Below are 20,567 nucleotides of genomic sequence, written 5' to 3'. Positions count from 1 at the left end.
TTTGTTCTTGTTCCGTTGGCTAGGATTTTATTATAAGCTTCCTCAAAAGCACGTACAACACACTATTCAGAATATTCTAACCGAAAATTTGTATGCTCATTTCCAGAAAAGCAAACGGTCAACCGGTACAATCCGGTCGACCTTCAAAGGAATTGCATTACATTTTTCTGTTGGCCGCTTCCTCCCCAAATGCCGGAAGTGGCAAACACGCCGGAGCTTGTCATATGCACCAGTCAAACGCAGCCGTCCAAACCGAGCCGTCTAAACGCTGCCGCCAAACTCGATCAACCTATTCGTCCTGCTTCGCGTACCAAAAAAGCGCAAATTCTGTCATGACCGAGGCGTGGCCGATTTGCCGCAGCATGGCGGAAATATTGCCGCGATGATACGTGCCATGGTTTACGACCTGCAAAACAATTTCGGCATAGCTCGTTTTCCGGAACCCTGCATATGGATTGTCAAGCTCGATCGTCTGGTCCATGTTGTCCTGCCTGCTGAAAAATGCTTTGTACCGCTCCGACAAGTCTGAAAACAACGCGTCCAGCTCCTCGATGCTTTTGGCTTCCGCCTGTTCTATCAGCTGATTGGCAGATGCCAGCGCTTCATTCATGCTTTTGCCGGAAAGAATGTCATACCAACAGTGATCGACCATATAAATATGGGACATTACTTTTGAAACGGAAGGAAAGACGCTTTGCATCTCCATCGTGTATACGTCTTGGGGCAGTTGTTTTAAGTGATTGAAAATGGTTTGATTTGCCCATACATGGTAGTCGTACATATTGAATACAAGCTTTTCCATAATAGTTCCTCCCTTTTTCGGAAACCCATCGTCTGCATCAGTATGTAGCCATCATAAAACAGCTTCCCTGACATCGGCGGTCAGGGAAGTTTTGATCATCTATATTTTTTATTTTGAGCCGGCTTTGCATCATTTCTCCCGCTCAGTGAAACACAAGCGAGGGCGGCAACCAATCCGAGCCCTACAATCAAGCTCGCCAGCCACGGATTGTAAAGGACGGTTGAAGCCGCATTGACCATGACTCCCCCTGCTCCCGCTCCAGCCGCCAATCCCAAATGAATGATCGATGTTTGCAAGGAAAGTACAAGATTCGCTGACTGAGGAGCCTGCTGAATAAAGAACGTTTGAATCGCAGGAGCGGTCGTAAACATGGCAAGCACGATGACGGCTATCAGGAGGCAACCGATTGCCGGCAATGAGGAAAACAGAGGCAAGAGCGCCAATGATACCACATGAACAGCCAATCCGATCAAAATCATCCGAACAACTCCCCACTTGTCGACGACAAATCCGCCCAATCGCGACCCGATCACGCCAAATATGCCAAACACGAGCATCAGCATACCGACCGTAGAGAGCTTCATCTGCAAAATGGACTGCAAAAACGGCGTCAAATACGTAAACATGACGGAATTTCCCGATTCCCTGAAAAAAGTCAGGAACAAACCGCTTACGATGACGAGATTCCCCAGTACCTTCAACTGGTCTTTGAACGAAACGGGAGCGTCTCCCTCAATCTTGGGGAACCTGCGGAAAATGACAACCATGACAAGCAGACTGAAGAGGCCCAATATGAGAAAAATGGCTTGCCAGCCAAGCCAGCCGGCAATGGCTATCCCGATCGGCACTCCCAATACCATCGCACTGCTGAACCCAAGGATGACCGTTCCAATCGCGCCGCCCATTTTATCGGCAGGCACCAGTTTTGCGACAGAGCCGAGTGCGACGACAAGATATACGCCCGAGCTTGCTCCCAGGATCATTCGAGATACCATCAGGGTCGCATACTGGGCGCTAGCAAACGAGACGAGACACCCGAGGATAAACACAGCAAGTGAACCAACCAGAACCTGTTTGCGCTCCATACGGGACGTAAACGACACAATGATCGGGGTTCCAATCGCAAACGCGAGCGAATAAGCGGTGATCAGCTGCCCCGCCAGAGCGGTGGATATATGCAATTCTTCGGCGATGACATTCAGGATTCCGGATACCACCAGTTCAGAAGTCGCTGTGAAAAAAACGCCGAATGCAAGAAGGTAAACATACAGTTTCTTCATCATTGTTATTCCTTTCTGACCTATTCACGGGCTTTTGGTCGATGATCCTGTTTCGGGCGCTGGCAGGGATTTCTGCCGCTTTCGTCACCCCGCAGGTCTGGGCGGCTATCCCCGCGCTTGTTCCCCTCAAAACATCATGAAGGCGATGGGAATTGCCACAGCAGGTTTACAGCGATATGCTTCGCCCTTTCGCTGCTCTTGTGGGCAAGCAGCGGTGTACTGAGGTCCGTTGCAGCAAAAGAAAACGCGGCCTGAAAATAGAACAGACACATAGGCTAGGTATCATGCCGCTCACAAAAAGCGGCTGATAACAAGCAATGCACGATTTGGTCTTCGTTTTACCAGGGTTTTGCCCGGGTTTTGCCCGGTTTCTGTTTGAACCAATCGCACAAGCCCCGCTCCCTCTGCCGACTATTTCATCGATTTGGAATGTGATGTGGCCTGAACCTTTCTCACGGGCGCATTCTTCCCTACCATTACGGAAAGCACGACAATGACAGAGGTTGCTATCGTGAAAAGCGTGATCGATTCGTTCAACAAAAGAGCGGAGAACAGAATCATCAAAAAGGGCTGCAAATACTGCATCTGGCTCACCCGCGAAATTCCCCCCATGGCAAGGCCGCTATACCACGCTACGTATGCCAAAAACTGACTGACGACGGCAAGGTAGATAAAACTGATCCAGGCTTTCAGGGGGGCATGCAGTATTTCCCCTGTGACGTTCATCAGGACAGGGACGACGATAAACGGAACCGCAATGACTAGTGCCCAGGCTATTACCTGCCAAGCGCCCAAGTCCCGTGCCAGCAGCCCTCCCTCGGCATAGCTGAAGGCGAGGAGGATGACTGCCGCAAGCAGCGCGAAATCCGCATACTGCAATTGGCCGAATCCGAGGTGGAAGGCGTACGCGATAACCGCCAGAAAGCCTACCACACTGGCCACCCAATACTTGAAGGAAGGAAGCTCTCTTGCGCGAAGCATGGCGCAGCCTGCAGTAGCCAATGGCAACAAGGCGACGACTACGGCTCCGTGAGAAGCAGGCAATCTCTCCATCGCCCAGGATGTGAGTAAAGGAAAGCCCAGGACAGCACCGAGAGCGACGACAATCAGTCCTTTAAACTGTTTGGCAGACGGAAGCTTCTCCCTCCGAATCAATAAGACAATCGCAACCAGGACCGAAGCGATCACCGTTCTTCCCAGCCCGACAACAGTGGGGCCGAAATATTCGACCGCTATTCGCGTGGTCGGAAGCGTTAAACTAAAGCAAAACACCCCGATTACACCGAGCAACAACCCTAGCCGTTCTTTCTTTTCCTGTTTTTCTCCCAGCATGACAATCCCCCACTTTTTGCTCGCAGCCGGGGGTCAGGCATCTGTCCCCCGTTTGCCCAAGCTGCAAGCGAAATAAATGAACTGTACCACTCCAAATTTTCATACATTGCTTCCAAAGACATGTCAGAATAATTACACTATAGGGGAGACAGACAGCGATTGAAATCGCGCTTTTCCTCATCTGTCCTGGTACAGAATCGGGAGGTTTACCTTGTGGCCGCAAAATACGAGATGATTATGAGCGTAATCAAGCAGCAGGTGGCAAACGGAACAATCGGTCCCGGAAGCAAGCTTCCCTCGGTCCGCATGCTGGCCGACCGATTTTCCTGCAGCAAAAATACCGTCATTCAGGCTTACAGCGAGTTGGAAAAAGAGCATCTGGTGTATTCCGTTCCGAAAAGCGGGTACTATGTGGTGAACGAATACCGCTCGCCGCATGATGAGCTTGCAAACAAAAAGGTTGATTTTTATTCCGCCGGTCCGGACAGGGAAGCGATGCCTTACATTGAGTTTCAGCATTGCATCAACCAGGCCATCGACATTTACAAAGAAGAGCTGTTCAGTTATTCCGATCGCCAAGGCTTTTATTCCATGCGCCTCCAGCTCATCAAATACTTGCAAAATCTGCAGGTGTTTACAGACCCGGAGAGGCTTTTCATCACGTCGGGAGCGCAGCAGGCTCTCCATCTGCTGGTGTCTATGCCATTTCCCAACGGCAAAAGGAATATCCTTATGGAACAGCCAACCTACTTCGGGTTTATCGAGGCAGTGGAGCTTCAGAGCGCCACGGCATTGGGCATCGAACGGACAATGAAAGGACTTGATCTCGACCGTTTGGAATATATGTTCCGAAACAATGACATCAAATTTTTTTATACCGTCCCGCGGTTTCACAATCCGCTTGGTCACAGCTATACAAATGAAGAGAAAAAACAGATTGTGAAGCTGGCGCAAAAATACGATGTGTACATCGTTGAGGATGATTTTCTGGGCGATCTTGATCCGAACCCCAGGCATGACCCCATGTTCTCCTACGATCCTTCCGGGCGAGTGATCTATCTCAAAAGCTTTTCGAAAATCATGCTGCCCGGACTAAGACTTGCCGCCGTCGTCCTGCCCAAGCTCATGATCCACACATTTTCGCGCCATAAATTCAGTGCAGATTTCAACAGCTCCGCACTTTCTCAAGGAGCCTTGGAAATTTATTTGAAGAGCGGCATGTTCCAGGGACACATCAAAAGAATAAAAAAGCTTTATCAACGAAAGATGAAGCTGCTTCAAGAAGCCTGCGACATCCACTTGCCCCCCGGCGCTTCCATCTCCAGGCCGACTTCCGGTTTTTATCTGGCCGTCTCTCTCCCTGAACATGTGAAGGCCGGGCGGATGGCCGATTTGCTGCTCCGGGCAAATGTCTACGTCGATGACGCGGTGCGCATGTTTTTGCCTGAATATCGCCAGGAAAATATGCTGCGCCTCTGCATCTCCCAGGTGAGCGAGGAGCAGATTGGCCGCGGGGTCGAACAAATCGCCCGGTGCATTGTCTTTCTTCAAGGGAAAAAGGATCATTTTCATTCCAGACCATCTTTGCTGCTGTAAGCCTGAAGCTGTACCCTTTTTTGGAAAATACAGGTTGTATCTGCAATCCATTTGCGTTATTCTAATGGCATCTCGCTTTTGAAGGGAATGATTGGCATGAAACGCCGGGCTTATTTTCCTTATGGAATGATGATGAACTAAATAGTGCAGATGGTGCTTCCTCTGCAGTTTTATAAGGATATCGCTGCTCATGGCTCCTATAAAAAGGGGGTTTATTTGCTTTGCAGATAAACCCGGCAACAATAGGCCGATAGAGACCGCAGGCGTTGTCTGCGGTCTTTTTGCGCCCAAAAACAGGCGTACGCAGAGATTACGGAACGAAAAGGCCGCGATTTTATCAAAATCCGGGCGATGCGCAAGCAAGGCAGTTGCCGTCATGGAACAGCGTTTTAGCCGTTATGCGATTTTATGCTTTTCCCAAACAAAAGGAGGTTTTGCTTCATGGAGCTGCAAAGCAAAAACTATACAAAGGCCCTGGACATTTTTCAGGATTGCAAGAACCACTTGTGTATTCACGGAGTGATCCATGGCCTCATACCCGGCCGAATTTTTATGGCGGATGATTCTGCTACGGCCATGGTGGCAAGCACAGAAGGAATATATCTGGGCGGCAATCCCGATAATGATCTGTTTTTACGGGAGATGAACAGCCTGTTACGACATGAGATTTTTCCCAAGCTTGACGCCGACGATGTGCTGGACTATGTCGTCTATTACCCGCAAAGCCCGCTGTGGGAAGCGAAAATGGATATCGTGATGAAAGATCTGTACGCGATGAAAAGCGGCAGAATGACCTTTTCTCACGATCTGGGCAACACGGATGCACCGCTTGCCGACGGTGTCATCCCTGTGGATCAAAAGCTGCTGGCACGCGAGGATTGCATCGGTGTGGACGACGTTTTGGAGGAAATCTCGAACCAATGGCCTTCGCTGGAGGCATTTCTAGACAAAGGTTTCGGATGCGTCGGCATTGAGGAAACAGAGCGAGGACCGGTCATTGTCAGCTGGTGCCTGACAGATTGGGTGGTCGGCAGCGAGTGCGAGCTGGGCGTTGAAACCGCAGAAGGCTACCGGGAAAAAGGCTGGGCCAAAAAGACAGCCGCAGGCGCTCTCGCACTGGCCCGGAAACGGGGCCTCACACGAGCAGGCTGGCAGTGCTGGTCCAGCAATGCAGCCTCTCGACGAACGGCCCTTTCTGTCGGATTCAAGCCGCTTGCCGAATACCCGGTCCTGTTCGGGTGGACGAATCCGCTGAACAATTTTCTCGTAAACGGCAATTATTACATGCAAGGAGACGGGACTGTGGGCACTCAAAAGGATTATGCCCGCGCCGCATGGAACTACGCCCAGGCCCTTGACAAAGGCTGGGACTGGGACGGCATGGCCTCGCTGTATTGGAATGCGGCCTGCCTGTTCTACCGGATCGGCGAGAAGGAGCGCGCCAAGCATTATTACCGGATCGCTGTGGAGAAAGGCTGGGACGGTACCGAGTGCCAGACCGCCGCAGACTATGTGTACTCCGAAGCGGATTCCGCGGCCATAGCTCTGGAATTGGCGAAATAAAAACGCAGGCGACCGACGCATTGGCGCCGGAGAGCAAATCCCGGACTGTCCCTCCGTATGAATTTTGCAGTAAACAAGTTTAGCTGAAACAAACAAAAAATGGATAGAGTTTCAGGCATCAACTGAAGCTCTATCCATTTCTATTACCTTTATTGCGAAGGCTTGATCAATACCCCCCGCCCGGCGTAAAAACGGGCGAAGACCTCGAGGCTTAACCGGACATTTTCCTGACTGGCGGGCGTGTCCCCGGATGGATTGTGAAAAACGACCTCCCAGGTTTGAGCATTGCCGCCAAATACATACACCAGATGCCCGCCTTGCCGGGGCGGCGTCACCTCAGGCGTGCGGATACTCGGGTGGACAGAAGCAAAGAAGACATGGCCTTGATCGAGCAATTCGCCGATCTCTTCAATCGGTGTATGCTCCTTGACCTCGGCTGCAAGCCCGAATTTGTCCGCGACAAAGGAAACAAAGGGACGGTAGAACAAGCCTTTGATCGTCCCGTCCCCGTTCTCGACATACCCTCCGTATTCCCGGCATTGTTTCATTAACTCGATGGTTGGAATGATTTGCTTTTGCCGATGGGCGAGCAGCATTTTCAGGCAGGCCATGCCGCAGATGTGAGCGCTCCAGGTCGCATATTCCTCCCGGTTGGAGGCGCCGGACAGATGCCACAGGGGGTCATCGGCAGGAAGCATGCGCCCGGACAAAAAATCCGGCACCAGCTCCCGAGATTCCCATTGCGAAAAATAAGGCACTACAGCCATATTCTCATTCCTTTCCATGGCGATTTGTTCGCTCCCGATCAAAATGAAGGTACCAGTACAGCGCAGTCTCGCCGCTGCTTTCGGGAATGCCTTTATACACAAAAAAATCAAAGCCGCCTATGACAAAGCCGCAGCTCTCGTAAAATTTGCATGCGTTTACATTGTTGCTTTGCGTCTCCAGCATGATGCCGGCCATTCCGCCCGCCTTCGCCCAAAGCACGGCCTGCTCGATTAATTTGCGGCCGATACCAAACCTTCTGCAGCTTTTGTCTACTTTGATGTCTTCTATATAAGCGAAATGGTTCCAATTCCGCTTCAACACAATCAGGCCCGCGACTTTATCGTCTGCCAGTGCGACATAGATGATTTGATCGGGATTGCCGATGTATTCGGAATAGTCCACGTCTTCCTCTTCCAAATAGCTTTTCTGATAAGCAGGCACTTCTCTGACTGTATACCCGATTCGCCCATCGGTTACGGATAGGACAAGCTCGGAATCAACGAGGAAGCTGCCATCGATGCTATCCACGCGGTAATCTCCGTGAGCGTCCTTCAGTTCCGCTATTTTTATATTCATTGTCTTCCTCCCGTACTTAACTGGCCCCCACAAGAAGACCGACAATCCAGCTACTCTCCCTTTGTTCTAAATGGACAGCCTTGCTTTGGATATACTAAGTCCAAATTCATTGTCCATACATGAAAGGAGGATTGTTCCCCATCGACACACACCGCGAGGACCATTTGCCCGATTTTAAACAGTTGACCGACCGCGTGATCGCCCCGCCTCCCCCAAGGTCCAATCATTGGCATTCGGACCAATCTGGACAAAGAATCCGAGGATGCGGGAAAAGAAGCGCCGAAATAGGCGATCCAGCCTCTTGTCCGAAAGGCTACAGGCACAAGCCGCCCAGCTTTGGTACGACGGCTTGTGCCGAACCATCAAGGGCGCGGATTTGGCCTGGGGGAATCAGCCACTCTTTTGCATCCCCTCTGGCATGTTGCTCGCGCAGCCGCTGCCTTCCATAGTTGCAGTCCGCCAGGGAATACTTACTATTTGTCCATTCTGCTGCCTAAGTCCTTCTCTTTATATCGGGCAGCTCAATTTTTATCCGGGAATAGAAAAAGACAGCCCCTTTTCAGAGCCTGCCTTTGCCATTGCGAATACCCGCCAACATATGAATTTGTCGGACTGGTATGCTTACAATTCCAGAAAGACGCCCACCAGCGAATAGAGAATCACGGTAGAAAACAAGACGGTCATGTGCAGCAGTGAAAACAGGAACAGCGATTTTGCCCACTTCTCCGGGTCCATTTTTTTATAGCCATACACACTTAAAATCAGCCATGCGACACTCAACAAAAGAGCCACCAGCATCAGTCCGAGGCTAAGCGAGCCAAGCAGAAAGCTGGTCGCGATCAATACGACCAAATACACATTCGTTTGGATATAGGTTCTGCGGACGCCCTTGACTACAGGCAGCATGGGAACCTTCGCTGCCTTGTACTCATCGTGCTTGCGGATCGCGATTGCATAGAAATGGGGCATTTGCCAAATTACCATGATCACAAAGAGGCCCAGGATCGCCGGATGCGTGATATCCGGATGAATCGCTGCCCACCCGATGAGCGGAGGAGCTGCTCCAGAGATGCTTCCCACCTCTGTATTGTAGATCGTCCTTCGTTTCGTCCACATCGTATAAGGGACGACATAAAAAAACAGTCCCAAAAACCCCAGCAATGCCGCAAGCGGAGTAGTCCATGCGAGAGCCGCCAGTCCCAGGATCGTCATGACAATCCCCAGCCACAATACCGTCTTCGGCTCTATTTCCCCTGTTACAGTAGGTCTGTTTTTGGTCCTCTCCATCACAGAGTCAATGTCGCGGTCATACAGGTTATTAAAAGCCCCCGCCGCCCCCATTACCAGACTCGAACCGACGAAAGCCAAGATGATTTCCGGAAGCTTTTCAAACGGGCTGATCTTGTACGTATATAAGGCCAATGTCAATCCCGCAAACATCGGAATCAAATTCGACTTGATAATCCCCGTCTTCACGGTTTGCGCCAAAATCTTTGACAATGTCTGTTTCGGAGCCGTTGAGAGGGCTTGTTGTATGTTCGTATCGATTTTTTCGTCCTTTTGCATTTTCCCTATCTTCCTTTTCTAATCTACCCGAAATGTGACCAGCTCTTTTTACTCCTACCTAGTATATCAATTTATCATTCATTATGTTGCGAGTTCAAACAATTGGCACACACCAGTACCTGCCAAATGGGAAATGACTATCCCGAAAGACGCTGCAAATAACGATTTAAAGTAGAAAAATACAGATGTTTCCTTATATACTCATTGGAATTTACATACTAATCGGTATATTAATAGTATATGGGACGGCAGTCAAGAAAGGAAGGACGAGCGGTGACGAGACGACGATTGACCCAAGAGGAGCGCAAGCAGGAAACACGGCAATTGCTTCTGGAATCGGCAGCGAAGACTTTTGCCCAGCTCGGTTTTCACGGGGCCTCTGTCGATAAAATCGCGGAGTTTGCCGGGTTTAGCAAAGGAGCCGTTTACGCCCATTTTCAGTCCAAGGAAGAGCTGTTTCTTGCTATATTGGAACAGCAAATGAAATTGCATGTGCACACTATCCATAAAATTATTAGCCAACAGCCTTCACTTGAGCATTTTCATGAGACGATGAACCGCTATTTCCATTCAGCCAGACAGCAAACCCGGACCTGGAGCATGCTGAACATGGAATTTCTTTTATATGCGATGCGAGAGGAATCGGTTCGCCAGAAGTGGTCGAGCATGATCTTGGAATCGGCAGAACAACTCTCAAAGACAATCGAGGAAATGATGGCAAAGGAGCATTGCGAGGCGTCTTTATCTGCGGAAGAAATGGCGTGGACTCTATTGTCGCTGGAAAATGGCATGGCTATCTTTTCTTCTATTGTGGAAAACGCCGCTCCTCCCGATTTATTTGGAAAAGCGCTGCAAAGCATGCTCCAGCCCCCTCGTGAGGAAGAATAGGTTTCCCCTGATGGGAGGGGGCAGCATGTCAAATGCAGGGTTGGGCGTTTGTGATCATCTATACGGAAATAAGGGATGAACATGATCGTGCCATACAATATGGATTAGCTCCCCCAAATCGTCAATGACAGCATCCGCCTCTGCTACAGTTTCAAACTGTTCATTTCTCTTCCAAACCGCCTTCATTCCGACAGCCCGGCTGGCTCTGACATCGTTCTCCGGATGATCCCCTACAAATAGAGCATCTTCTGCCGGAACGCCAAGCTTTGCAAGCGCCCGAAGAAAAATCGCCGGGTCTGGCTTTTGCAGCCCTTCCCATTCCGATATCAATGCCTTATCGAAAAAATGCTCAATGTGCAGCGCCGGACACACCCCTTTGCGCTTTCATGCCTCGCTAAAAAAGCGGCTATCCAGACATACGCTCAAACACTTCCATTGCTTGAGCAGCCGTGGGAACCTGGACGACATTCTCCTCTGCGAACTCATGGGCTTGTGGATCGTCACTTCTTCTAATTTCGTTTGCGGCAGCCTCTACGTCGTAAGCCGTCCGCCGAAACTCGCATCCGTTCGGGCCAAGCAGCAGCCAATAGGCACCGGGCTGGTCGGCATAGGGCATACCCACGCTTCCTGCATTGATGACGCGAGTTTTTCCGGCAAGCAGTTCAAACTGAATATGCGTGTGCCCGCAAACAACCGTTCCTTGCTCAACTCCCTGAAAGATAGCGTCCAGCCTTTCCTGCTGCGTGAGCGGTGTAAAAATCACCTCGTCGCTATGCGGGGTCGCATGACAGAACAATACCTCCCCAATCCCTTCGATATATTGGACAAACAGTTGCGGCAGCTGCGACAAAAAATCGCGCTGAGCGCGTGTCAACTGTTTGGCGACCCATTCCGTCTTTTCACGCCCCTTCGCTGACATTCCGGGACGAAGCGGCTCACCGTCAAAAGCCATGACGACTTCGCGATCACAGTTGCCACGTATGAAGCGGACCTTCGTTTCCAGCCGGAAAAGACGCTCGATCGTCTGTGCAGGCATTGGCCCAGAGACGATATCTCCCCCAATGACAAGCAAGTCCGGTTTCACGTCTTCAAGCTCATCCAACACAGCGTGTAGGGCTGGCAAATTGCCATGGATGTCATAAAGTGCTGCCACTTTCATCGTACATCTCTCCTTTCGACCATCAAACCGTATTTTTAAAAAAACCACCACGGAAACGAAATGCTTGCGTGGTGGTTTTGCTTTGTGCCAGGTTAAACCGCTGTTTTCTTTGGCGCTCTTCCGTACGGGACGGCCATCATTCGCTCCCACATCGGGATAAACTGCTTGATCAACGGCCCGATCGCTACTGCCGTCACCAGTGTACCGATCGAAACCGGCCCTCCCAAGAGAAAGCCCACGAGCGCAACTGTACATTCGATCCCGACCCTGACTTTGCCGATCCCCCAGCCCATTCGTTCATGCAGCGCCAGCATAAAGCTGTCGCGGGGTCCGGCCCCGATTCGCGGCGAAATGTACATCCCTGTTCCGAACGTATAGATCAGAAGCCCGCCCGCGAACAAGACGACGCGCTCCGTCAAGGTTTCTCCGGTAGGAATCCATTCCAGCCACAAGAATAAGTCAATGAACAGCCCGAAGAAAAACATGTTTAAAAACATGCCCACGTTTGGCCTGATCTTTCCGATTGCGTAAGACGCGAGTATGATGAGCGCTCCAACGATTTGCGACCAACTGCCGATGGTCAGTCCAAATGTCTTTTGCAATCCAATGTGCAATGTATCCCACGGAGCCACACCGAGATTCGCTTCGATCATCATCCCGATTCCAAAGCCCATCACAGCCAGGCCCAGCATGAAAACGGCATACTGAACCGTTACCGGGCTTGAAAAAAACTTCTTTATCATGATTGGTTCCCCCTGTTGTGTTGGGGTGGTCAGCCCCTATTTTCGGTTGTCCTCTTCAGGACGCATAAGGGGGAGATTGTGCGAATGCCATCCATTGTCCGAAGACGGGCATCACGTGTGTATCCATAAGCTTCACCTTCTTTCTGCAAAATTGAATATTCGGACTACTTGACCGAGTAAATGACCCTACAGGAGGAACCGGCTTCAAGCTCACGCCATCTTGCATCTTATGATAATTTCTCAGGATTTATTTCTCTTTCCCTCTCCCGTTGAACGAAAGGACTTGCTTATTCTCTCTTTTCTACCATTCTCGTTTCCACTTGTCTATAGGAAAAAGGCAGTCCCATACCAAATCATGGTGATGTAAGGAACCCCTCTTGGCTATTTGGGAACAGGAAGAGTGCAGATAAGCAAGAGACTCTTTCAACTTTCATTCACGCTGGAAAGTTGAAAGAGCCTTCTTCAGGCAGCCAGAACGGCAGAATTTGACTAGTCGTTTAGACTGGAAAGATACTTTCTCTTTAACCCGAAGTAAAAAAGAACCTGCAAGAAAAGGTACACGGCCACCACATACAACGCCTGCAGCATCGTATAATGGATTTTTGAGTAGTTGGTATTCACCAATGCGATATAGTACAAAGCCATAGCAACACCAAAGATGGCTGGTACCGAAAAGATCAATTTCAACTGTTTCGTCAGATTTTGCGTCATCTCGCGGTTGGTGATCCCGATTTTTCTCAGTATCGTGATTCTCTGCGTTTCTTCCGCAATATCTGTAACAATTTTATAGAACAGCACAATACTTGAGGAGATCAGGAGCAACGCTCCCAAAAACGCCATGGAGAAGTAAAAGACGCCATTTATTTGTACATCTATTTCTACTTTCTCGGCCTTGGAGAAAGGGCGATATGCTTCCAGCAAGGTCCTTTCGTTTTTCGGTCCACCCAAAAAGGTTTTGTCCTTCCAGATGGACTCATCAGCGTGATTCGCTTCCCGCAAAGTGCGGAGCATCTCAGCAAATATCTTGTTTTTATCACCGCTGGCGAGGTTGATCAAATGATACTTGGAAGTATCGGGATAGCCGCTCTTTCTGCGGATCATTTCATAGTCTGCATCATCGACTACATAGATGTGATACGTTGAATACGCATTGGTATACTCTAAATTTGCAAACTGAGCCATATCACTTTGAATCCGATCTTTCGAGACGGTAAATACATCGGCAGGGTCGACCTGACGAAAGAAGTCTGAAGAGCTCATTGTTATATTCGCCTCATCGAATGATGTGCCTGGGCTTTGCACGCTTTTTTTATTCATCAAAAACATGACATCTTCAGCAGGTTTCGTTTGAATCTCTCCGCCATCAAGAAATACATCCAGCATGTAGCCTTGTTTTACGTCCTTGTTTGCAGCCATATGCTTGTTGTAATTCCTTTCGCTAACAAGGACACCGTTGAAATACGTACGCTCACCCGTTTTCACTTTGCCATCCTTCATTTTGTAAATCGGTAAGGAAAGATACTCCAAGACCGCATATTTCTCGATCTTTCCGCCGCTATCTTCAATGACTTCCCGCATCTCATCTGGCGAAACATGATTGTATATACCATCTTCAACGAACATGAAGTCATACGGTCTCTCCAAATCATTGAATGTAACGGCATTTTTATGGATCGTGTAACCGACTCCGATCAGAAAAACACCCAGTGACACCATGAGGGAAACCACGTAAAGAATCGTCCGGTAGGATAAAAAACGGTGTGCAAGATTAGACAGAACCAGCAAGTTGTTATTGTACACCCTCGGAAATTTACGAATGAACAATTGGCATGTGCTGATCAATGTACCGAAAATGAAGAATGGACTAGCTAATACCACTATTGCACAAAGCGCAAGCATCGCCTTGCTACCATCAAAGATTTCATCCGTGTAAATTTTCGGCAATAGGTACAAGGCTAGTCCAAATAACAGGATAGATACCAAGCCGACGAAGGGATTGGCAGTGGCTACTTCTTTTTTCGAGCTGGATTGAATGACTTCAATGATGGACAGTTTGGTCAAATATCTCTCTGTAAAAAATGTGCTGATGATATAAATCGGCAAAAAGACACCGATCGTCAGCAAAAAAGAATCAAAGCCGATGCTGTATTCGATAGTTTTCAGCAATTTGCCCAGAATCAGGTAAAACATCCTCGAAAAAAGCAATCCTGCCGTAATTCCGGTTAGCAATGAGATGGAGATAATGATGATATTTTCTCGTCGCGTCATCTTTTTGAGGTCTCTGGCAGTCATCCCCAATGTCAAATAGACGCCAAATTCTTTTCCTCGGAATTTTACAAAATACGTTTGCGTGTAGGAGATAAAAACGATACAGAACAGCACGATCGCCACAAACGAAAAATTGAACACACTTTTCGTGTTGTCCGGGATGCTGTCGTTAAAAAACAAGGTTCCATACATAAATAGAACAGCGACAATAAAACTGTTTACGAGATAAAAGGAGATATAACGGGCGAGGTTGTACTTCAAATTTTTATATACAATCGCGGAAAACGTCATTGGAGCTCTCCCCCAATCATGCTTTCAGCTTCCAGGATGCGGTCAAAAAATTCCTTTCTGTCGCCATTCGATGCGATTTCCATCTTGATCGCTCCATCTTTGATAAAAATGATTCTTTTGCAAAAAGACGCAGCAAAGGGGTCATGACTGACCATGAAAACCGTGCTGTTTCTTTCTTCATTGATCTTTTTCAGCGTATTCATAATATTTTTGGAGGATTTTGAATCGAGATTGCCCGTCGGTTCATCGGCGAATACGATGGCGGGGTCATTGATCAACGCTCTGGCCACAGCTGCTCTTTGCTTTTGTCCACCCGATATATGATAAGGATATTTATTTTGGATATGCTCGATTTCGAAAAATGCTGCAAGCTCCTGAACTTTTCCGTTAATTGTTGCCGGGTCGATCTTGTCCAGTATCAAGGGAAGGGAGATGTTTTCCGAGATCGTCAGGCTGTCCAGCAAGTTAAAGTCCTGAAATACGTAGCCTACACTGTGCCTCCGAAAAAGCGCCATTTCCTCCTTCGACAGGTTTGTGATGTTTTTGTCCTCGATAAAGATTTCTCCCGACGTGCATTGATCGATACCAGACAGCAAATTCAGCAAAGTGGTTTTGCCGCTACCGCTCGGCCCCATAATGCCAACAAAATCGCCTCTCCTCACACTGAGGTTTATTCCATGCAAAGCCGTAACTTCTTTGGCTCCTTTAAACGAGTTGTACACTTTTGACAGGTCATTTACTTTTAATACTTCCATCAGAAAGAAAACCTCCAATACGCAACGTTTGTTCTGTTCTAAGCAGAAGTTTATAGGAGGAATGGATAACAAAATATCGATTTTGCTCTCAAAGTCTTACAGTTTTGAAAGAAAACCGATGTCGACCGTCGTTCCTTTATTCTTTTGTGATTGAATGTGAATGTGATGTCCCAATCGATCCGAAATAAGCTTGACCATATAAAGCCCGATTCCTGTGGCATTTCTGTCCCGTCTCCCGCCATCTCCCGTAAAAAATGGATCAAATACGCGATGGAGATCCTTTTCGTCAATCCCAATCCCCTCATCAATAATCGATAGAATCACCTTGTCCCGTTCTTTTCTTGCGCGAATCATGATTGATTCGCTCCGCTCTGCTATGGAATACTTGATGGCGTTTGACAGGACTTGCTCAAGCATATACTGTGCCCATTTTTTATCGGTCAAGATTTCAAATTCTTCCGGTATATCCACAATCGGTTCGATTCCTTTATACCTGATTTCTCTTCTTCTTTCGTTCAAGGCTTGATAGACGAGTTGCTTCAACGGCATGCGCTGAGCGATAAAATCCCTGGAAAACTCTTCGATTCTAAGCAAGTTCAGAGCTTCCTCCAGGTTCTTTTTCAATCCTTCATTCTCTTCCTTGATGTCTTCCAAATACTCATCATTTTCTCTTTCCGCAAGTCCGATTTCACAAGCCAGGTGGATGACGGAAACCGATGTTTTCATGTTGTGGATCCATTGTGAAAACAAGGCATTTTTATTGTTCTGTTTGACTTTGTTATCATAAAGCCTTGCGTTATAGTGACGATGGAGTTTGGAGAGCGTCTGAAAAACAAGCTTGTCTTTGTGATTCGAGACATGCTTGGCGTAGTCCGGACTCTTCCCTCCGTCCTCGATCTCGCTTACAAATTGATGATATTTGTATACTTCGTAGCCTACATAAAGAATGAGCAGAGTACTGCTCAACAGGATCGGATATACATACTCCGCGCTATCCAGCAAAAGCATATAAAATAAAATGATCAAGAACGTATTCATCGTGTACACGAAGATCGTCACTTTCTTGTCCTGGATCACTTCAATCAGTAACGGAATGAAAGACATATCCCAACCCCCTTTTCGTCGAGATGACATCCTCAAGCCCCAATTCCCTCAGCTTTCCCTTTATTCTGGACATATTGACATTGAGCGTATTTTCCGCCACGAAGGTGTTATAATCGGTCAGCACATCAAACAGATCATCTCTGCTCACCAGTTTCCCTCTGTTTTGCATCAATAATTTGATGATTTTATACTCATTCTTCGAAAGCTCTACGGTTTGATTTTCATACTGCAGCTTTAAACTGTCCTCCAGCAGCACCAGCTTCCCCTCTTCGATCCTGACCCCATCCGAGTATTGCATGGACCTCCGCAAGGCCGCGTTAATTTTGGCCATAAGAATCCCGACACTAAACGGTTTGGTGATATAGTCATCCGCCCCTAGCTCCATTCCTCTGATTTGTTCTCCTTCTTCATTCCTGGCGGATAATATGATGATCGGTACGGCGTGGGTTTTCCTGATTTGTTTCAAGTAATAAAAACCATCAAACGTCGGCAAATTGATATCCAGAATGATCAGATGAGGTTCTACCCGGTCAACTGTTTCCACGACCCGCTCAAAATCCCCGACAATGAAAACTTCATAATCGTATGCGGTCAAATACTGCTTGATATATTTGATCAGCTTCACATCGTCTTCTATTAAAAGTATTTTCATCGCTTGCCTCCCGAATCAGGATTGTTGGATGCATCGCTTTTTGCTTTGCATGCCGTGGCCTGCATACATTATATCCCTTCCTTTTTTCAGGGCGAAACCGGGAGAGTCTCTTCAGCTAAGACCAGGGGCATTTGTGTGCGGATATCACCGAGAGGTATCCGACTACAGCAAAACCTGGAAAACTCCAATACCATGTAATATTTACAGCTTTGCTTGGTAAAGGAGAGTGAGGACTTCTTGGCAAAACGAAAGAAGATCATCGTCCGGATTGCCTTTAACTCCAAAAAGCTAAAGTACAACCGCAAGAAGAGATTTACGACGAAATGGATTAAAAGCCGGATGAAAATATTTATGCGGTATACGCGGAGAAGTTTGCAAAGACAGACCAATCAAGGCTTTGTCGCTCTCGTGGAGTATGAGGACCGCTCCCGAAGGAAAATAAAAAAAGAGCTGCGCAAGTACAGCAAGCTCCCTAAAAATATCAAATTCATCCCCAAAAGCAAGTACCAGAAAAGTATCAGGAAGCGCCTCAAGGGCTATCATTATTTGTATTTGGTGCGGTTGGATTCAGACGATTTGTACCGCCGAAGCTATATCCAGCAGCTCAAGAATCACCGCAGAAGAAAGGGAACGTCCGCGGTGATCAACCAATTTGGCTACATGTATGACTCGAAAAAGAAGCGAATTGCGCCGATGTATGCAAAGTCGCCGGCATTCTATACGTTAATCTATAAAGTAAAAGATTATTTGAAAGGAAAACGGTATCGGCTTGCCGGGGGACATCCCGCCGTCATCCGCCTGCGCCATGACAAATTGCGTTTGCGCAACTATGTGCACGTCATCCACTCGGGCAATACGACAAGCAAATTTCGCTCAAAGCGGAACAAGGTCATCAACAAAAGACGTATTGTAAAAAATCGGCGCCAGGTAAAAAGGATCCTCTCGTCTTTTATGTAAAAAGGACCTTCTCATCGTGTTATCTTACAAGAAAAAAAGGTGCCGATTTGGCATCCTTTTTTATTCTTGAATCGAAAGCGATATGCCAAGAGGCTTAGTCTGGTTGGTGTTGAAACACAGGCCCTCCATCTTTTTCGTCGGCTTCACCATCTCGTTATTCATGGATTAACTCAAATAATTCGACAATCAAAACCGTATCATCTGTTAACGTAATCCCGATATCTTTCCAAGCAAGCCGATGGTCCTCCTGGAATTGAGCGACATCGTCTCCGTTTCCTTCTCCTTGGACAAGCCGCATATCTGGGTTTCCAAACGTCGTTTCAAAAACCTCCTTCAGTCTCACATTGCATCTGGGATTGCCATGCTTGTCATAGACGGTGACAATTTTTCCGACCGGCTCGTATGTTTGCTGCAATTCTTCCGCGGAATATTCTTCTTTGGGTGCACAAGTAGCCGTTTTCTCCCCCCTGAGGATTTGCTGAATCAATCTCTCGCCCAAGCCATTATCCTCTTCCCAGCCAAATATCATTTTGTGATTATGTACTGTAATTTCTGACATAGACTCTCCTCCAAAAGCTCACTTATCCATTCATCATAACATTTTGGCGAGTTGGCTTCATAGCTTGCCTGCCCTGTTATTCCCGTCAGCCTTTCCTTTGCCTGCCCATTTGGCATTGCCGCAAGTACTCGTTTTACCAGTTTTCGAATCGCTTATGGCCGCGGCGCAGGCATCAAAAAAGACGCTTCCGTGAGGAGCGTCTTTTAGCATTCCGAACATGTGTTCTTTTTTTGAAACATCCAAACTAACCAGACGTATATTCGACCTTCATATTAGTAGTATAAACCATTCTGAATTATAAGTCTATATTTACTTGAAAAAATGCTTTAAAGTTTGTATACCCGGCCGGAAAACTTGTGGTGTGTATCTGTTTGTAAACAGGAACATGCCTGCTTTGACAATAATGAGGAGGATATGGATGAAAATACGTTCATGGAATAACAATTTGAAAACCCGGTTAATCGGGGAAGCACTGTTTAACATGCTGTTTTGGATGTACTTTCCGTTTATCACTGTATATTTTGGTGCGGCATTGGGCAATCACATCGCTGGCATTTTGATGACGGTCCCTCCGATCTTCAGCCTGATCGGGAGTCTGCTCGGAGGAGCTTTGGCCGACCGGTGGGGAAGGCGTCCTGTCATGCTGCTGGGCGCTTTTCTTCAGACGGTGATGTTTGCCTTGTTTGCCGTGTCTTGGTCCCATTGGATCGATTATATCGCATTCATCGGTCTTGGTCTGGGAGGAGCCATTTACAGGCCGGCAAGCTCCGCTATGGTTGCCGATCTGGTTCCCGCACAATCCCGCCGCCAAGTATTCGCAACGTTTGCGACGGCCAACAACATAGGAGCGGTTCTCGGACCTGCACTCGGAGCCGTTTTCTTCTTTCATTACCGGCAAGAGCTGCTGTGGACCTGCGCACTGGTCTTGCTGCTGTATTTCATTGCCATGTATGCAATCGTCCATGAAACATTGCCGCGGTCGGCGAAAAACCTGGAAGCGCCGGCTTCGATTTCCCGCGCTTTCAAGGAACAATGGAAAGGCTACGGCGTTATTCTTCGCGACAAAGTGTTTCTGGTGTATACGTTGGCAGGCATCTTTGCGCTGATCCCGATCATGCAGCTGGATCTGTATTTGTCAGTATACGTGATCAATGAAGTCCCTGCCCAGCCACTGTTCCCGTGGAATGGCGATACCCTTTTGCTTTCCGGTACGGAGATATATGGATGGCTGCTGGGATTTAACGGTCTTTTGTTTGTCCTCTTCATCCTGCCTGTCACGAAGTGGTTCAACCATTGGCAGGAGCGCAATGTCTTTATTCTGTCGACGCTGTTGGCCGGCGGGGGCACATTCCTCGTCGGGATCAGCACGAATATATGGTTCCTGTTTTTCGTTACGGTTATCTTCACCTTTGGCGAGATCGTGCGCTCACCCGTGACACAGAGCTTTATCAGCCGCTATGCCCCGGAGCACGCCAGGGGGCAATACATGGGTGCTGACAGCTTGCAGGCCACGATCGGGAAATTTTTGGCCCCGGTCACCGTCTTCCTGTCCGGGTGGATGCCGCCTATGGGAATATTCAGCCTCATTTTGGCGCTCGCCTTGATCAGCACCGCGCTATACATTCAGTTATTCAGAATGTATGTGGAGAAGCCTGAAGCGGCGGGCTGATGGAAGCTTCAGCCCAATGCCGTACTAAGATCGATACCG

General features: G+C 48.2%; 19 protein-coding genes. 5 read left to right on the top strand and 14 right to left on the bottom strand.

Annotation, left to right across the window (positions count from 1 at the left end; all coding sequences use genetic code 11):
• Positions 1 to 289: 289 nt before the first annotated feature.
• From NST96_RS02255 to NST96_RS02245, 3 genes are all read right to left on the bottom strand, one after another.
• Positions 290 to 802, bottom strand: a complete 513-nt coding sequence (locus NST96_RS02255) for a DinB family protein (protein WP_003392842.1) — start codon at positions 800 to 802, stop codon at positions 290 to 292.
• 95 nt (positions 803 to 897) lie between these two features.
• A complete protein-coding gene (locus tag NST96_RS02250) occupies positions 898 to 2,082 on the bottom strand; it encodes an MFS transporter (protein WP_342405525.1) in 1,185 nt (394 codons plus the stop codon).
• A 411-nt stretch (positions 2,083 to 2,493) separates the two neighbouring features.
• Positions 2,494 to 3,414 (bottom strand): DMT family transporter, encoded by a 921-nt coding sequence (locus tag NST96_RS02245; RefSeq protein ID WP_024984223.1) that lies wholly within the window; start codon positions 3,412 to 3,414, stop codon positions 2,494 to 2,496.
• A 213-nt stretch (positions 3,415 to 3,627) separates the two neighbouring features.
• Here NST96_RS02245 and NST96_RS02240 point away from each other — a divergent pair, with 213 nt between their 5' ends.
• Together NST96_RS02240 and NST96_RS02235 are read left to right on the top strand one after the other, a co-directional pair.
• Positions 3,628 to 5,010 (top strand): PLP-dependent aminotransferase family protein, encoded by a 1,383-nt coding sequence (locus tag NST96_RS02240; protein ID WP_340700969.1) that lies wholly within the window; start codon positions 3,628 to 3,630, stop codon positions 5,008 to 5,010.
• Between the two features lie 441 nt (positions 5,011 to 5,451).
• On the top strand, positions 5,452 to 6,573 hold the full coding sequence (locus tag NST96_RS02235; protein ID WP_003392849.1) for a GNAT family N-acetyltransferase: 1,122 nt from the start codon (positions 5,452 to 5,454) through the stop codon (positions 6,571 to 6,573).
• A gap of 149 nt (positions 6,574 to 6,722) precedes the next feature.
• Here the strand turns inward: NST96_RS02235 and NST96_RS02230 are convergent, their stop codons facing one another.
• From NST96_RS02230 to cyoE, 3 genes are all read right to left on the bottom strand, one after another.
• A complete protein-coding gene (locus NST96_RS02230) occupies positions 6,723 to 7,358 on the bottom strand; it encodes a C39 family peptidase (RefSeq protein WP_003392850.1) in 636 nt (211 codons plus the stop codon).
• Positions 7,345 to 7,917, bottom strand: coding sequence for a GNAT family N-acetyltransferase (locus NST96_RS02225; protein ID WP_003392852.1), 573 nt, complete (start codon positions 7,915 to 7,917; stop codon positions 7,345 to 7,347). The genes NST96_RS02230 and NST96_RS02225 overlap by 14 nt, the downstream gene beginning before the upstream one ends.
• Before the next feature lie 621 nt (positions 7,918 to 8,538).
• Positions 8,539 to 9,483: a heme o synthase gene (gene cyoE, locus NST96_RS02220; protein ID WP_003392856.1), complete on the bottom strand. Its 945-nt coding sequence runs from the start codon at positions 9,481 to 9,483 to the stop codon at positions 8,539 to 8,541.
• Positions 9,484 to 9,756: 273 nt separating this feature from the next.
• On the opposite strand from cyoE, the gene NST96_RS02215 reads away from it, so the two are divergent.
• Positions 9,757 to 10,371, top strand: coding sequence for a helix-turn-helix domain-containing protein (locus NST96_RS02215; RefSeq protein WP_338462796.1), 615 nt, complete (start codon positions 9,757 to 9,759; stop codon positions 10,369 to 10,371).
• A 54-nt stretch (positions 10,372 to 10,425) separates the two neighbouring features.
• Here the strand turns inward: NST96_RS02215 and NST96_RS02210 are convergent, their stop codons facing one another.
• The 7 genes from NST96_RS02210 to NST96_RS02180 form a co-directional block, all read right to left on the bottom strand.
• A complete protein-coding gene (locus NST96_RS02210) occupies positions 10,426 to 10,743 on the bottom strand; it encodes an HAD family hydrolase (RefSeq protein WP_081924473.1) in 318 nt (105 codons plus the stop codon).
• A gap of 34 nt (positions 10,744 to 10,777) precedes the next feature.
• Positions 10,778 to 11,530: a metallophosphoesterase family protein gene (locus NST96_RS02205; RefSeq protein WP_342405524.1), complete on the bottom strand. Its 753-nt coding sequence runs from the start codon at positions 11,528 to 11,530 to the stop codon at positions 10,778 to 10,780.
• A gap of 92 nt (positions 11,531 to 11,622) precedes the next feature.
• Entirely contained in the window at positions 11,623 to 12,273 is a 651-nt protein-coding gene (locus NST96_RS02200) for a YitT family protein (RefSeq protein WP_342405522.1), read from the bottom strand.
• Positions 12,274 to 12,762: 489 nt separating this feature from the next.
• On the bottom strand, positions 12,763 to 14,733 hold the full coding sequence (locus tag NST96_RS02195) for an FtsX-like permease family protein (RefSeq protein WP_342406527.1): 1,971 nt from the start codon (positions 14,731 to 14,733) through the stop codon (positions 12,763 to 12,765).
• A gap of 95 nt (positions 14,734 to 14,828) precedes the next feature.
• A complete protein-coding gene (locus tag NST96_RS02190; RefSeq protein WP_003393064.1) occupies positions 14,829 to 15,587 on the bottom strand; it encodes an ABC transporter ATP-binding protein in 759 nt (252 codons plus the stop codon).
• Positions 15,588 to 15,683: 96 nt separating this feature from the next.
• The gene (locus tag NST96_RS02185) at positions 15,684 to 16,691 is read right to left on the bottom strand and encodes an ATP-binding protein (RefSeq protein ID WP_003393062.1); all 1,008 of its coding nucleotides are present in this window, start codon (positions 16,689 to 16,691) and stop codon (positions 15,684 to 15,686) included.
• Positions 16,666 to 17,343 (bottom strand): response regulator transcription factor, encoded by a 678-nt coding sequence (locus NST96_RS02180; protein WP_003393060.1) that lies wholly within the window; start codon positions 17,341 to 17,343, stop codon positions 16,666 to 16,668. The genes NST96_RS02185 and NST96_RS02180 overlap by 26 nt, the downstream gene beginning before the upstream one ends.
• Before the next feature lie 237 nt (positions 17,344 to 17,580).
• On the opposite strand from NST96_RS02180, the gene NST96_RS02175 reads away from it, so the two are divergent.
• Positions 17,581 to 18,300 carry a glycosyltransferase family A protein gene (locus NST96_RS02175; protein WP_003393058.1) on the top strand — a complete coding sequence of 240 codons (720 nt, stop codon included), beginning with the start codon at positions 17,581 to 17,583 and terminating at the stop codon, positions 18,298 to 18,300.
• A 154-nt stretch (positions 18,301 to 18,454) separates the two neighbouring features.
• On the opposite strand, the gene NST96_RS02170 is transcribed toward NST96_RS02175, so the two are convergent.
• Positions 18,455 to 18,859: an ASCH domain-containing protein gene (locus NST96_RS02170; RefSeq protein ID WP_152562264.1), complete on the bottom strand. Its 405-nt coding sequence runs from the start codon at positions 18,857 to 18,859 to the stop codon at positions 18,455 to 18,457.
• 418 nt (positions 18,860 to 19,277) lie between these two features.
• Here NST96_RS02170 and NST96_RS02165 point away from each other — a divergent pair, with 418 nt between their 5' ends.
• Positions 19,278 to 20,528 carry an MFS transporter gene (locus NST96_RS02165; protein ID WP_172920432.1) on the top strand — a complete coding sequence of 417 codons (1,251 nt, stop codon included), beginning with the start codon at positions 19,278 to 19,280 and terminating at the stop codon, positions 20,526 to 20,528.
• Positions 20,529 to 20,567 lie beyond the last annotated feature (39 nt).

The organism is Brevibacillus sp. FSL K6-2834 (genome assembly GCF_038592925.1).
Taxonomy (GTDB): Bacteria; Bacillota; Bacilli; order Brevibacillales; family Brevibacillaceae; genus Brevibacillus; species Brevibacillus borstelensis.
This window is presented reverse-complemented; position numbering and strand designations above follow the sequence as displayed.